The organism is Streptomyces sp. NPDC051109 (assembly GCF_044455885.1).
Taxonomy (GTDB): Bacteria; Actinomycetota; Actinomycetes; order Streptomycetales; family Streptomycetaceae; genus Streptomyces.
The window spans coordinates 1-14,372 of sequence record NZ_JBITFF010000019.1 but is presented as its reverse complement, the minus strand read 5'-3'; the positions used below and the strand labels follow the sequence as shown (position 1 = coordinate 14,372).

Genomic DNA, 14,372 nt, shown 5'->3' with positions numbered 1-14,372 from the left:
CGGGAGCCGGCGATGAAACTGACGGTGTTCGGAGCCACGGGCGGTGTCGGCCGCGAGGTCGTACGGCAGGCCCTCGACGCGGGCCACGAGGTGACGGCGGTGGTGCGCGACCCCGCCCGGCTGGACGTCGCGGCGCACGAGCGCCTGGAGGTGGCCGTGGTGCGCGACCTGACGGACGAGGACGCGCTGGTCCCGGTCCTCACGGGCCGGGCGGCGGTGATCTCGGCGTTGGGCGCGGCGAGCAACAAGCAGGCCCGGCTCACGCCGGTCACCGGGCCGGCGCTGCGGGCCATCGTCTCGGCGATGGACCGGGCGGGCGTGAGCCGCCTGGCGGCGGTGAGCGCGGCCCCGGTCGGCCCGGACGTCGTGACCGACGGGGTCATCGCCCGGAGGGTCTTCCTCCCGGTGCTGCGGTGGGCCCTGCGCGATCTGTACGCGGACCTGGCGGTCATGGAGGCGACGATCCGTGCGAGCGGCACCGAGTGGACGGTGGTCCGCCCGCCGCGGCTGCTGAACAAGCCGCGCACCGGGAGCTACCGGCGGGTCATCGGCGCGAACGTCCCGGACGCCCGGACGATCTCCCGCGCCGACGTGGCCGATGCCCTCCTGGCCTCGCTGGCGGACCCGGCCACGGCCGGCCAAGCCGTGGGTGTGGCCGCCTGACGGCACGGCCGGGCCCCGGGCCGGCGGCCCCCACGGGGGTGGGACCGCCGGCCGGCGGCGGGCGCGCCGCCACGGCCACGGCCTCGGCCTGGGCCTGGGCCACGATGTTCCCGCTCCTGCCCGCCGCCGGGCCGAGCCGGGTCGCACGGGCCGCCTGGACCTGGGCCCGGGCCACGATGGTCCCGCTCCTGCGGCCGGGCCGGGTCGCACGGGCCGCCCTCGCAGCCCGTGCCGGTCCGGTCCGGTCCCGGAAGCCCGAGCCCCTGCGTCAGGCCTTGGGGGCCCGGGTGGCGGCCTTCTTCGCCGGAGCGGCCTTCTTGGCCACCGCGGTCTTCTTGGCCGCGGCCTTCTTCGCCGGGGCCGTCTTCTTGGCGGTGGCCTTCTTGGCCGGGGCGGCGTCCAGGGCCGCGTCCGAGACCCGCTCCGCCCCGAGGATGTCCCGCAGGAACTTGCCGGTGTGGCTCGCGCCCACCGACGCGATCTGCTCCGGCGTGCCCTCGGCCACCACCAGGCCGCCGCCGTAGCCACCCTCGGGACCCATGTCGATGACCCAGTCCGCGGTCTTGACGACGTCCAGGTTGTGCTCGATGACGATCACCGAGTTCCCCTTGTCCACCAGCCCCGACAGCACCTTGATCAGCTTCGAGATGTCCTCGAAGTGCAGACCCGTCGTCGGCTCGTCCAGCACGTACACCGTCCGGCCCGTCGACCGCTTCTGCAGCTCCGACGCCAGCTTCACGCGCTGCGCCTCACCGCCCGACAGCGTCGGCGCCGACTGGCCGAGCCGGACGTACCCGAGCCCCACCTCGTTCAGCGTCTTCAGGTGCCGCGCGATCGTCGGCACCGCCTCGAAGAAGTCCAGCGCCTCCTCGATCGGCATGTTCAGGACTTCGGCGATCGACTTGCCCTTGTAGTGGACCTCCAGCGTCTCCCGGTTGTACCGGTCGCCGTGGCAGACCTCGCACGGGACGTACACGTCCGGCAGGAAGTTCATCTCGATCTTGATCGTGCCGTCGCCGGAGCAGTTCTCGCACCGGCCGCCCTTCACGTTGAAGGAGAAGCGGCCCGGCAGGTAGCCGCGCACCTTCGCCTCCATCGTCTCCGCGAAGAGCTTGCGCACGTGGTCGAAGACGCCCGTGTACGTCGCCGGGTTGGACCGCGGGGTCCGGCCGATCGGCGACTGGTCGACATGTACGACCTTGTCGACGAGGTCGTCCCCGTCCACCCGCGTGTGCCGCCCCGGTACCGACCGGGCGCCGTTCAGCTCGCGCGCCAGGTGCGTGTACAGGATGTCGTTGACCAGCGTCGACTTGCCCGATCCGGACACGCCCGTGACCGCCGTGAGGACACCCAGCGGGAAGGACACGTCGATGTCCCGCAGGTTGTTCTCCTTGGCGCCGTGGACGGTCAGCTTCCGGTTCCCGTTCACGGGCCGGCGGATGTCCGGGATGGCGATCGAGCGCTTGCCTGCCAGGTACTGGCCCGTCATCGACTCGGTGTTCTTCAGCAGCTCCTTCAGCGAGCCGCTGTGCACGACCTTGCCGCCGTGCTCGCCGGCGCCCGGTCCGATGTCCACGACCCAGTCGGCCACCTTGATGGTGTCCTCGTCGTGCTCGACGACGATGAGCGTGTTGCCCATGTCCCGCAGCCGCACCAGCGTCTCGATCAGCCGGTGGTTGTCCCGCTGGTGCAGGCCGATGGAGGGCTCGTCCAGCACGTACAGCACGCCCACGAGACCGGAGCCGATCTGCGTGGCCAGCCGGATGCGCTGGGCCTCGCCGCCCGACAGGGTGCCGGCTGCGCGGTTCAGCGAGAGATAGTCCAGGCCGACGTCGACGAGGAAGCGCAGCCGCTCGTTGACCTCCTTCAGGACCCGCTCGGCGATCTTCTTGTCGCGGGCGTCGAGCCGCATCCGCCCCAGGAAGTCCGCGCACTCGCTGATCGACATCGCGGCGACCTCGGCGATGGACTTCTCCATCACCGTCACCGCGAGCACGATCGGCTTGAGCCGCGTGCCCTCGCAGGTCGGACAGGGCACCTCGCGCATGTAGCCCTCGAAGCGCTCGCGGCTGGCGTCGCTCTCGGACTCCGCGTGGCGGCGCTTGACGAACGGCACGGCGCCCTCGAAGGCCGTCGTGTACGCCCGCTCGCGCCCGTACCGGTTGCGGTAGCGGACCTCGATCTGCGTCTTGTGCCCGTACAGCAGGGCCTTCTTCGCCCGCTGCGGCAGTCCGGCCCACGGGATGTCCGTACGGAAGCCCAGCTCGCCGGCGAGCGCGCCGATCAGCCGCTGGAAGTAGTCCTTGGTGTGGCCGAGGGACCACGGCGAGACCGCGCCCTCGTCGAGGGACTTGTCCTCGTCGGGGACGATCAGCTCCGGGTCCACCTCCATGCGCGTGCCGATGCCGGTGCACTCGGGGCAGGCGCCGAAGGGGGAGTTGAAGGAGAACGAGCGCGGCTCCAGCTCCTCGAAGGACAGGTCGTCGTACGGGCAGTAGAGGTGCTCGGAGTACATCCGCTCACGCTCGGGGTCGTCCTCGGCGAGGTCGACGAAGTCCAGGATCACCATGCCGCCGGAGAGGCCGAGGGCGGTCTCCACGGAGTCGGTGAGCCGGCGCTTGGCGCTCTCCTTGACGGTGAGGCGGTCGACGACCACCTCGATGGTGTGCTTCTCCTGCTTCTTCAGCGTGGGCGGCTCGGAGAGCTGGATGGTCTCCCCGTCCACCCGCGCCCGGCTGTAGCCCTTGGTCTGGAGGTCGGAGAAGAGGTCGACGAACTCGCCCTTGCGCTCGCGCACCAGCGGCGAGAGCACCTGGAAGCGGCTGCCCTCGGGGAGGGCGAGCACCTTGTCGACGATCGCCTGCGGCGACTGGCGCGAGATGGGGCGGCGGCACTCGGGGCAGTGGGGCTTGCCGATGCGCGCGAAGAGCAGGCGGAGGTAGTCGTAGACCTCGGTGATGGTGCCGACCGTCGAACGCGGGTTGCGCGAGGTCGACTTCTGGTCGATCGAGACGGCCGGCGAGAGCCCCTCGATGAAGTCCACGTCGGGCTTGTCCATCTGCCCCAGGAACTGGCGGGCGTACGACGAGAGCGACTCGACGTAGCGGCGCTGGCCCTCGGCGAAGATCGTGTCGAAGGCCAGGGAGGACTTGCCCGAACCGGAGAGTCCGGTGAAGACGATGAGTGAGTCGCGGGGCAGGTCGAGCGAGACGTTCTTGAGGTTGTGCTCGCGAGCGCCACGAACGATGAGACGGTCGGTCACGCCGGTCCGCACCTTTCTTGAGAGAGCGGGGGCACGGGGCCCCCGACTGTCCAGCGTACGGGTGGCTGGGCGGGCGCCTCTGCGATGGAGAAGAGCTTGGACTTCGAGCGTATAGCACGCGCATTCGATTTACGGCACTCGGCAGACGGGTTCACCCGTTCGTGTGGCCAGGGGCGCGCGGCACTAGGCTCGGATCCATGACTGATCATGTGCACGACCTGCAATCTGTACGTGAAGCCACGGACCGAATGCTGACCGCTCTCGCGAAACTGGACAACGCGGCCCTGACCGAAGAGTCACATCTGCCGGGCTGGACCCGCGGCCACGTGCTGGCCCACCTGGCGCGCAACGCGGACGCCCTCGTCAACGTCTTCGCCGGCCGCCCGATGTACGAGAGCGCCGAGGCCCGCGACGCCGACATCGAGCGCGACGCCCCGCGCCCCCTGGAGGTGCAGCTCGCCGACGTGCGCGCGAGCCACGCCGGCTTCCTGGCGCAGACCGAGCGGGACCAGGACTGGTCGCGCACCGTCGAGCTGCGCAACGGGATCACCGACCTGGCTTCGAACGTGCCGTTCCGCCGCCTCGTGGAGGTGGAGCTGCACCACGTCGACCTGAACATCGGCTACGAGCTCTCCGACCTCCCGGAGGAGTTCACCGCCCGCGAGATCGCCTTCCTCGCCGACCGCTGGTCCGGACGCCCGGAGGTGCCGCCGGTGACGCTCCGGCTCGACGGCGACGGGGACTCCACCTGGCACACGGGCGGCACCGAGGGCGGCCCGGTCACCCTGCTCGGCACCGGAGCCGAGCTCCTCGGCTGGCTCGCCGGCCGCGGGGACAGGGGCGCACACCTCACTGTCGTCGGCGGCCCCCTCCCGACCCTCCCCCCGCTCTAGGATCAGGACATGACGTACAGCGGAGCAGTCAAGGTCGGCGGTCCGGCCGACGTGCACGAACTCCCGGACCTGATGATTTCCAAGGTCTCGGTCGGCCCCATGAACAACAACGCGTACCTGCTGCGCTGCCGGGCCACCGACGAGCAGCTGCTGATCGACGCGGCCGCCGAGCCGGAGACCCTGCTGAACCTGATCGGTGACGACGGCATCGCCGCCGTCGTCACCACCCACCGGCACGGGGACCACTGGGGCGCGCTCGCGGAGGTCGTCGAGGCGACCGGCGCGCGCACGTATGCGGGCGTCCACGACGCCGAGGGCATCCCGGTGCCGACCGACGTGCCGGTGGCGGACGGGGACACGGTCACGGTCGGGCGGGTCACGCTGACCGCCCGCCACCTGGTCGGCCACACCCCCGGCTCGATCGCCCTGATCTACGACGACCTGCACGGGCACGCGCACGTGTTCACCGGCGACTGCCTCTTCCCCGGCGGCGTGGGCAACACGTGGGGCGACCCGAAGGCCTTCGAGCAGCTGATCGACGACGTCCAGCACAAGCTCTTCGAGCAGCTGTCGGACGAGACCTGGGTCTACCCGGGCCACGGCAACGACACCACGCTCGGCGCCGAGCGGCCGCACCTGGCCGAGTGGCGCGAGCGCGGCTGGTAGCAGACGTCCGGTTCGCGGCCGGTCGGAGCGGTCCCGGTCAACACCGCGACAGGAAGCACTCCTTCCGGTCGAAGATGACCGAACGCACGTCCCGGGGGTGTGGGGCGGGGTAGTTGCTGCACCATGCAACAAGACCCCTCCCCCGCCCTCCCCCGCCGCGCGGTCCACCGCCCGCCCTCGATGCTGCGGCTGGCGACGGCCTCGCTCGCCGGCACCGCCATCGAGTTCTACGACTTCTTCGTCTACGGCACGGCCGCCGCCCTCGTGCTCGGCCCGCTGTTCTTCCCGTCCTTCTCCCCGCTCGCCGGGACCCTCGCCGCCTTCGGCACCTTCGGCGTCGGCTTCCTCGCCCGCCCGCTGGGCTCGGTGCTCTTCGGGCACATCGGCGACCGGTACGGCCGGCGCCCGGTCCTCCTCGCCTCCCTGCTGCTCACCGGCCTCGCCACCGTCGCCGTCGGCTGCGTGCCCACGTACGCGACGATCGGCATGGCGGCGCCCCTGCTCCTGCTGGTGCTGCGCTTCCTCCAGGGCCTGGGCCTCGGCGGCGAATGGGGCGGCGCGGTCCTGCTGACCGCCGAGCACGCCCCCGAGCAGCGGCGCGGGCTGTGGGCGAGCTTCCCGCAGGTCGGCCCGCCGGTGGGCTTCCTGCTGGCCAACGGCGTGATCCTCAGCCTGTCCGCGACGCTGACCGACGCGCAGTTCACGGCCTGGGGCTGGCGCGTGCCCTTCTGGGCGGCGGGCGTACTGGCCCTCGCCGGGCTGTGGCTGCGCCGTTCGGTGGAGGAGACCCCGCAGTTCCGCGCCCTCGCGGAGACCGGCCGGCGCTCCGACGCCCCGCTGTCCGAGGTCGTACGCGGGCACTGGCGCCTGGTCCTGCTGACCGGCGGGGCCCTGTCCGTCGGGTACGCCGTCTTCTACGCGGTGACCACCTGGTCCCTCGCGTACGCCACGGAGCACCTCAGGGTCGACCGCACGGTGATGCTCGCCTGCATCATGGCGGCCGTCGCGCTGAAGGCCCTGCTGACCCCGCTGGTGGCGGTCCTCGGCGACCGGCACGGCAGGCGGCCGCTCTGCCTGATCGGCAGCGCGATGTGCCTGGTGTGGATGTTCCCGTTCGTCGCGCTGTTGCGGACGGCGGACCCGCTGCTGATGACGCTGGGCTGCCTCGGCGGGCTGCTGGGCATGGTGACGATGTTCGCCGTGGTGGGCGCCTACGTGCCGGAGCTGTACGCCCCGCGGATCCGCTGCACGGGCGCGGCCGTGGGCTACAACCTGGGCGGGGTGCTGGGCGGGGCGCTGACCCCGATCGCGGCGACGGCGCTGGCGGGCGGCTCCGGCCCGCCCTGGGGCGTGGCCGTGTACCTGAGCGGGATCGCCCTGCTCAGCCTGGTCTGCTTCGCGCTGCTCCCGGAGACGAACCCGGCGGTCGTGCGGGCGGGCGCGGGCAAGGGAGCGGGGGCGGCCGAAGCGGCCGCCCCCGCGTAGCCCCGCAGGGCCTGCGGTCCCTACGCGTCGACGCTCTCCGGGCGGGCGGCGGCCTCGGCGGCCGCCTGCCTCTTCGAGGCGATCAGGCTGGTGATCGTGGTGATCACGAGGACACCGCAGATGACGCCGAGGGAGACGGGGATCGAGACGACCGGGACGTTCAGCCCGGACTCGTGCAGGGCGTGCAGCACCAGTTTGACGCCGATGAAGCCGAGGATGATCGACAGGCCGTAGCTGAGGTGGACCAGCTTCTTGAGCAGGCCGCCGATGAGGAAGTACAGCTGGCGCAGACCCATCAGCGCGAAGGCGTTGGCCGTGAACACGATGTACGGGTCCTGGGTGAGGCCGAAGATCGCGGGGATCGAGTCCAGGGCGAACAGCACGTCGGTGGTGCCGATGGCGAGCATGACGACCATCAGCGGGGTCAGGACGCGCTTGCCGTTGCTCTCGATGAACAGCTTGGTGCCGTGGTACTTGTCGGCGACGCCGAACTTCTTCTCGACGGACTTGAGGAGGCGGTTCTCCTCGAACTCCTCCTCGTCCTCGTCCTTGCGCGCTTCCTGGATCAGCTTCCAGGCGGTGTAGATCAGGAAGGCGCCGAAGATGTAGAAGACCCACGAGAAGCTGGCGATGATCGCCGCGCCGGCGGCGATGAAGATCGCGCGCAGCACCAGGGCGATCAGCACGCCCACCAGCAGGACGCGCTGCTGGAGGTGGGAGGGCACCGCGAACTTCGCCATGATCAGGACGAAGACGAAGAGGTTGTCGACGCTCAGGGACTTCTCGGTGATGAAGCCCGCGAAGAACTCCTGCGAGGCCTGGCCGTTGCCGAAGAACCACAGGCCGAGGCCGAAGAGTGCGGCGAGCACGATCCAGACGACCGTCCAGGTGCCCGCTTCCTTGATCGATACGTCGTGCGGTTTGCGGCCGATGAAGAAATCGGCGCCGATGAGGATGCACAGACCGAGAATGGTCAGCACCCAGAGGGTCCACGAAACATCCACTGCTTATTCGCCTCCGGCAGATGGCTCAGCACACATGTCAGCGTCATCGCTGCCGGAGGTCTCTTCCACCCGGGCGGCCTGGAGGCCGTGGGCCGGCGCCCCGGGACTGATCGGTCCGTATTGACGGGTACGCCGTAGCAGGAAAGCAGGAATACTCCCCTCCGCGTGCCCAGAGTACCCGTCAGAGCGGCCAAAGGTAAAGAGAAGACCAAAGGGAGGTCATGGGCGGGCATCGCGCCGGGTGGCGGCGATCCGCTCCAGGGTCTGTTCCAGGACCCGGCTGCCCGGCGGCGGCAGGTCCGGCTCGAAGGTCCAGGCGTGGCCGACCCACGGATCGGCGAGGTGGTTGTCCGGCACCGGCGACAGCCGCATCAGCGAGCGCCACAGCGGATCCAGCAGCGGCCCGTACGCCGAGGCCTCGTCACGGTCCGCCACCATCAGCAGGTGGACGCCGACCGCCGGCCCCTCGTCGGCCAGGTAGCGCAGCCGGGTGACCGCCCGGTCGTCGAACCCGTGCGGGAAGTCGTGCACGATCAGCAGCTGGTCGGCGAGGTCCACGTCGGGCGGCAGGTCCTCGGGGGCCCCGGCCCGCACGGCCATCTGTACGAGGTCCACCCGGCGGGTCAGCGCCTCCAGGGTCGTGGTGACCCCGGCGGCCCCCGCGGCGGGCGGCCCCGCCAGCACCCCGGCCGCGACGAGCGGTGCCAGGGAGGCGGCCCCCGCCCCGGCCGCGTCGATGACGTGCACGGAGATCCGGTCGCCGGGGTGGACCGCGAGCAGCCGGACCGCGTGGGCGACGGCCATGTCCATGGCGGCCCGGCGCAGCCGGTCGGTGTCCATGGTCATCGCGGCCTCGGAGCCGGTGCGGCCGTTGTCGATCCACAGCCCCCGCTCCAGCGGGGCCCGCACCAACATGGGGATGCGCAGGTCGGGCCGCTCGGGCAGGTGCAGGTCGCCGAGGCGCAGGGCCATCGGGGCCTCCTCGGGAACCCCGTGCCCGTGCCAGACGGGGTTGGCCCAGCGGGCGTACGAGGCCGGCAGTGCGGGCTCGACCACCTCGGACTCGGCGGTCAGTTGGGCGAGGTCCCGGTCGAGCACGGCCTTGGCCCGGGCGACGAGCTCGTCGTGGCGGGCGCGGGCCGCGTCGCGGGCGGCGTTGCCGGAGCCCGCGAGGCGGTGGCGGGGGTCGGACAGCGCCTCGTCGAGCTCGCGGTCCATCCGGGACTCGGCGAAGTCGCAGGCGCTGCGGTAGGCGGCCACCGACCGGGCCAGGTCCTCGAACATGCCCCAGACCTGGTTGTAGAGCCGCTCCTCCAGGGACCAGCCGCTCGCGTCGCCCGCGACCGGGGCGGGGGGCCGGTCCGCCTCCGGGGAGGGGACGGCGCGCGGGCCGGGCTCGGGGGGCTCCGTGGTCGTGCGGCGGCGCCGCGGGTGGGCGTAGTCGATCGTGGGCGGTCCGCCGACGGTGTCGGCGGACGAGGGAGCGAGTGCGGCTCCGGGGGTGCCCGGGTACGGGGCGCCGGCGGCGGGGAGCGGATCCGGAGGTGGCGGCGGGGCGGCTGCGGCCGCGGCGTCCTGCGCGACCCTCAGGCCGTGCGGGACCGTGGGCGGGGCCGCCGTCGGCAGGGCGGCCAGGGTGATGTCGCCGGACGGCACCAGTCCGGTGGCCGCCTCCGCCAGCGCGGCGGCGGCCGGGCCGGCCAGTCCGGCGTCGGCCAGCAGCGCGCCGAGCCCGTCGGCGTACCCCTGGCCCACGGCGCGGACCTTCCAGGCCCCCTGGCGCCGGTACAGCTCCAAAGCCACGACGGCCGTCTCGGAATCCAGCCCCGTCAGGGTGAACCCGGCGAGGTCGGCGCCTCCCGGCAGGGCAACGGCCGCGTACGGGGCGGGGACAGCGCCGAAACGCACGGGCCCGCCGGGCGGCAGGACGAGGACCAGCCCGAGCCGGTGCACGGAGGGCGCGAGGGCGTCGAGGTCGACGGCGAAGCGGTGCTCGCCCGCCACCGCCCCCGGCACCTCCAGCCCGGGCAGGCTCCGGGCGCCGGGGTGGGCCACCGACTCGGGGCCGGCCAGCCGGCCGGCGTCATCGCAGGCCGAGGCCAGGGCCAGCACCGGCGTGCCCGCCGAGACCCTGATCTCCACCCGCGTCTGGGACAGGGGGTGGTTCTGCCCCCGGACCAGTTCGGCCGTCATCCTGCAGCCCTCCCCCGTGCCCTTGCTCGTCCGCGCTGTTCTGTTCTGCTCTGTTCCGTGCCGCTTACAGGTGCGGCAGGATCGACGGCATCAGGTCCTGGAAGGTCCGGCCGTTGGCCGGGTTGCCGAGGGCCGTCATCTGCCAGCCGCCGCCGACGCGCGACACCTTCGCCATGATCTGCGCGGTGTACTGGCCGCCGCCGTCCAGCGTGTAGCGCGCCAGCTCCTGGCCGTTGGTCTCGTCGACGATGCGGCAGAACGCGTTCTGCACCTCCTGGAACGTCTGGCCGGTGAACGAGTTCACCGTGAAGACGATCTGGTCGATGTGCACCGGAACGCGCTGGAGGTCGACGAGGATCGACTCGTCGTCCCCGCCCTGGCCGGCGCCGCCGACGAGGTTGTCTCCGGTGTGCCGGACCGAGCCGTCGTCGCTCTGCAGGTGGCGGAAGAACACCACGTCCACCGGCTGCTTGTCGGCGAAGAGCACCGCCGACGCGTCCAGGTCGATCTCCCGGGTCCGCGAGCCGAACAGCCCGCGGCGCTTGGCGGCCTGCCAGCCGAGGCCCATCCGGACCGCGGTCAGCGTGCCCCCGTCCTGCTTCTGCAGACTGATGGCCTGACCCTTGGTCATGTTGACCGTCACGCGCTGTCCCCTCTCCCTAGCCCGCCCCCGATGTGGGTGCGCATGTGTACCTGCGGCTGCCGCCAACCCTACTGACCGGCTCCGGGTCAGGCGAGGCCCGCTTCCCGCATCTGTCGCAGCTCCTTCTTCAGCTCGCCCACCTCGTCGCGGATCCGGGCCGCGACCTCGAACTGGAGCTCGGCGGCCGCTCCGCGCATCCGCTCGGTCATCTGCTCGATGAGCGCCGCCAGTTCCTCGGCCGGACGGTCCGTCAGCACGGCGGCGTCCCTGGCCGCCTTCGCCGCCTTGGCGCCCTTGACGGCCTTGCCGCCCACGGTGACCTGGCCCGCCTTGACCACGCCGAGCGCGGGCACGGGGGCCTTGGCACCCTTGCCGCCGTCCTTCCCCTGGCGGTACCCGGTGCCGAGCAGCTGTTCGGTGTCCAGCTCCTCGCGGGCGATGGTGGCGACGATGTCGTTGATCTTCTTGCGCAGCGGCTGCGGGTCGATCCCGTTCGCCGTGTTGTACGCGATCTGCTTCTCCCGGCGCCGGTTGGTCTCCTCGATGGCCTTCTCCATCGCCGGGGTCATCTTGTCCGCGTACATGTGGACCTGGCCGGAGACGTTGCGCGCCGCGCGCCCGATGGTCTGGATCAGGGAGGTCCCGGAGCGCAGGAAGCCCTCCTTGTCGGCGTCGAGGATCGCCACCAGCGAGACCTCGGGCAGGTCGAGGCCCTCGCGCAGCAGGTTGATGCCGACCAGGACGTCGTACTCGCCGGCGCGCAGCTCGCGCAGCAGCTCGATGCGGCGCAGGGTGTCGACGTCGCTGTGCAGGTAGCGCACCTGGATGCCGAGCTCCAGGAAGTAGTCCGTGAGGTCCTCGGCCATCTTCTTGGTGAGGGTGGTGACCAGGACGCGCTCGTCCTTCTCCACCCGCTGCCGGATCTCGTGGACCAGGTCGTCGATCTGCCCCTCGGTGGGCTTGACCACGACCTCGGGGTCGATGAGGCCGGTGGGGCGGATGATCTGCTCGACGAAGCCGTCGCCGCGGGAGAGCTCGTACTTGCCGGGGGTCGCCGACAGGTAGACCGTCTGACCGATCCGCTCCTGGAACTCCTCCCACTTCAGCGGCCGGTTGTCGAGCGCGGAGGGCAGCCGGAAGCCGTGGTCGACCAGGGTGCGCTTGCGCGAGGCGTCGCCCTCGTACATCGCGCCGATCTGCGGCACTGTGACGTGCGACTCGTCGATGACGAGGAGGAAGTCCTCGGGGAAGTAGTCGATGAGGGTGTTCGGCGCGGAGCCGGGCTCGCGGTCGTCCATGTGCAGCGAGTAGTTCTCGATGCCGGAGCAGGACCCGATCTGGCGCATCATCTCCAGGTCGTACGTGGTGCGCATGCGCAGCCGCTGGGCCTCCAGCATCTTGCCCTGCTTCTCCAGCTCGGCGAGGCGCTCGGCCAGCTCCGCCTCGATCCCGCGGACCGCCTTCTCCATGCGCTCGGGGCCGGCGACGTAGTGGCTGGCGGGGAAGACGTACAGCTCGCGGTCCTCGCTGATCACCTCGCCGGTCAGCGGGTGCAGGGTGGAGAGGGCCTCGATCTCGTCGCCGAACATCTCGATGCGGACGGCCAGTTCCTCGTAGACCGGGAAGATCTCGATGGTGTCGCCGCGCACCCGGAAGGTGCCGCGGGTGAAGGCCACGTCGTTGCGCGTGTACTGGATGTCGACGAAGCGGCGCAGCAGCTGGTCCCGGTCCATCTCCTCGCCGACCTTGAGGGGGACCATCCGGTCGACGTACTCCTGCGGGGTGCCGAGGCCGTAGATGCAGGACACGGAGGCGACGACGATCACATCGCGCCGGGTGAGGAGCGAGTTGGTCGCGGAGTGGCGCAGCCGCTCCACCTCCTCGTTGATCGAGGAGTCCTTCTCGATGTAGGTGTCCGACTGCGGTACGTACGCCTCGGGCTGGTAGTAGTCGTAGTACGAGACGAAGTACTCGACGGCGTTGTTCGGCAGGAGCTCGCGGAACTCGTTCGCCAGCTGGGCGGCGAGCGTCTTGTTCGGCGCCATCACCAGGGTCGGGCGCTGGAGCTTCTCGATCATCCAGGCGGTGGTCGCCGACTTGCCGGTGCCGGTCGCACCCAGCAGGACGACATCCTTCTCACCTGCACGGATGCGCTTCTCCAGCTCGGCGATCGCCGCCGGCTGGTCGCCGCTGGGCTGGTAGGGGCTGACGACCTCGAAAGGCGCCACCGTGCGTTCGATCTTCGATACGGGCCGCATGAGTCCACCGTACGACCCCCCACTGACACTCACGCAGCCGCGCGGGTCCGCGGCGCCGCGGCAGGTCCGGCCGGGCGCGTCCGGCGGACGGGGTGGAAGTCCTCCTTTCTGGTCCGTTTGTCGTAGTTCGGTGGCGGCCCGGTGATCTTCACCCGCATGATCGCCGTAGAGGTCCCCCGTGTGGTGCATCGCCGCAACGTCTGCCAGTCCGCACGCGTCTGACGCAGGAACAGGGCTCCCGAACCGAGGAGAACGCACATGTACGTCCGACCCGCCGCCGCGGCCGCCGCCGCATTCCTGGGCTTCACCCTGACCCTGCTGGGCGGAACGGCCTCGTCCGCCGCCACCGGGCCCTCCGCCCCCTCCTCCCCGTTCGGCTCCACCGGTCCCTCCGGCCCCGCGGGCCCCGCCGGCGCCCCGGGGGTGCTGGGGCCCGTCGTGTACGCCCACCGGGGGGCTTCGGCGTACGCCCCCGAGAACACGCTCGCGGCGATCGACCTCGCGATGCGGCTGGGCTTCGACTGGGTCGAGAACGACGTCCAGCGCACCAAGGACGGCGAGCTGGTCGTGGTCCACGACGACACCCTGGCCCGGACCACCGACGTCGAGGAGGCGTTCCCGGACCGGGGGCCCTGGCGGGTCAGGGACTTCACGGCGGCGGAGATCGCCACGCTCGACGCGGGCAGCTGGTTCGGCGACGAGTTCGCGGGCGAGCGCATTCCGACCCTGCGGGAGTACCTCGACCGGGTACAGCGCAACCGGCAGCGGCTGCTGCTGGAGGTCAAGAAGCCCGAGCTCTACCCCGGCATCGAGAAGCAGACCCTCCAGGTGCTCGACGAGGCCGGCTGGCTCGACGCGGACCACGTACAGCGCCGCCTGGTCGTACAGAGCTTCAGCGCCGACTCCGTGCGCCTCGTGCACGGCATGCGCCCGGACCTCGTAACGGCGTTCCTGGGCACCCCGACCGTCGCGGACCTGCCGAAGTACGCCCAGTTCACGGACCGGATCAACCCGTGGCACACCACCATCTCGGCCGACTGGGTGGCGGCGGTGCACGGCCTGCTGGGCGCCCACGGCAAGGCGATGGAGGTGGACACCTGGATCGTCGACGACGCGGCGACGGCCCGGAAGGTGCAGGGGATGGGCGTGGACGGGATCATCACCAACGCCCCGGACGTGGTGCACCAGGCGGTGCTGGGGGCCCTCGAGTTCTAGTGACCTGAGTCGAAGATTCATCGTTGGTTGGGTATGAGTCGTCCGGGTCCGAAGATTCCGCCGTTGTCGGTGACCGATGCCCAGCGGGCC

Annotated in this window: 10 protein-coding genes; 5 read left to right on the top strand and 5 right to left on the bottom strand. The window is 71.4% G+C overall.

The window, feature by feature from the left end; all coding sequences use genetic code 11:
* Positions 1-12 precede the first annotated feature (12 nt).
* Positions 13-663, top strand: a complete 651-nt coding sequence (locus ACIBAD_RS28450) for an NAD(P)H-binding protein (RefSeq protein ID WP_134074957.1) — start codon at positions 13-15, stop codon at positions 661-663.
* A 268-nt stretch (positions 664-931) separates the two neighbouring features.
* Here ACIBAD_RS28450 and uvrA read toward each other — a convergent pair whose 3' ends face one another.
* Positions 932-3,925 carry an excinuclease ABC subunit UvrA gene (gene uvrA / locus ACIBAD_RS28445; RefSeq protein ID WP_134074958.1) on the bottom strand — a complete coding sequence of 998 codons (2,994 nt, stop codon included), beginning with the start codon at positions 3,923-3,925 and terminating at the stop codon, positions 932-934.
* Positions 3,926-4,122: 197 nt separating this feature from the next.
* On the opposite strand from uvrA, the gene ACIBAD_RS28440 reads away from it, so the two are divergent.
* The 3 genes from ACIBAD_RS28440 to ACIBAD_RS28430 all read left to right on the top strand — a co-directional run bounded on the left by ACIBAD_RS28440 (position 4,123) and on the right by ACIBAD_RS28430 (position 6,969).
* Positions 4,123-4,818, top strand: a complete 696-nt coding sequence (locus tag ACIBAD_RS28440) for a maleylpyruvate isomerase family mycothiol-dependent enzyme (RefSeq protein WP_134074959.1) — start codon at positions 4,123-4,125, stop codon at positions 4,816-4,818.
* A gap of 9 nt (positions 4,819-4,827) precedes the next feature.
* Entirely contained in the window at positions 4,828-5,484 is a 657-nt protein-coding gene (locus ACIBAD_RS28435) for an MBL fold metallo-hydrolase (protein ID WP_398909409.1), read from the top strand.
* A 180-nt stretch (positions 5,485-5,664) separates the two neighbouring features.
* Positions 5,665-6,969 carry an MFS transporter gene (locus ACIBAD_RS28430; RefSeq protein ID WP_398909509.1) on the top strand — a complete coding sequence of 435 codons (1,305 nt, stop codon included), beginning with the start codon at positions 5,665-5,667 and terminating at the stop codon, positions 6,967-6,969.
* 20 nt (positions 6,970-6,989) lie between these two features.
* Here ACIBAD_RS28430 and ACIBAD_RS28425 read toward each other — a convergent pair whose 3' ends face one another.
* The 4 genes from ACIBAD_RS28425 to uvrB all read right to left on the bottom strand — a co-directional run bounded on the left by ACIBAD_RS28425 (position 6,990) and on the right by uvrB (position 13,067).
* A complete protein-coding gene (locus ACIBAD_RS28425) occupies positions 6,990-7,973 on the bottom strand; it encodes a TerC family protein (RefSeq protein ID WP_134074961.1) in 984 nt (327 codons plus the stop codon).
* Positions 7,974-8,192: 219 nt separating this feature from the next.
* Entirely contained in the window at positions 8,193-10,166 is a 1,974-nt protein-coding gene (locus tag ACIBAD_RS28420; protein ID WP_398909407.1) for a TerD family protein, read from the bottom strand.
* Between the two features lie 64 nt (positions 10,167-10,230).
* Entirely contained in the window at positions 10,231-10,809 is a 579-nt protein-coding gene (locus tag ACIBAD_RS28415; RefSeq protein ID WP_030858917.1) for a TerD family protein, read from the bottom strand.
* A gap of 86 nt (positions 10,810-10,895) precedes the next feature.
* Positions 10,896-13,067, bottom strand: a complete 2,172-nt coding sequence (gene uvrB / locus ACIBAD_RS28410; RefSeq protein WP_398909404.1) for an excinuclease ABC subunit UvrB — start codon at positions 13,065-13,067, stop codon at positions 10,896-10,898.
* 258 nt (positions 13,068-13,325) lie between these two features.
* Here uvrB and ACIBAD_RS28405 point away from each other — a divergent pair, with 258 nt between their 5' ends.
* Complete coding sequence (locus ACIBAD_RS28405) at positions 13,326-14,282, top strand: glycerophosphodiester phosphodiesterase (RefSeq protein WP_398909402.1); 957 nt, start codon at positions 13,326-13,328, stop codon at positions 14,280-14,282.
* Positions 14,283-14,372 lie beyond the last annotated feature (90 nt).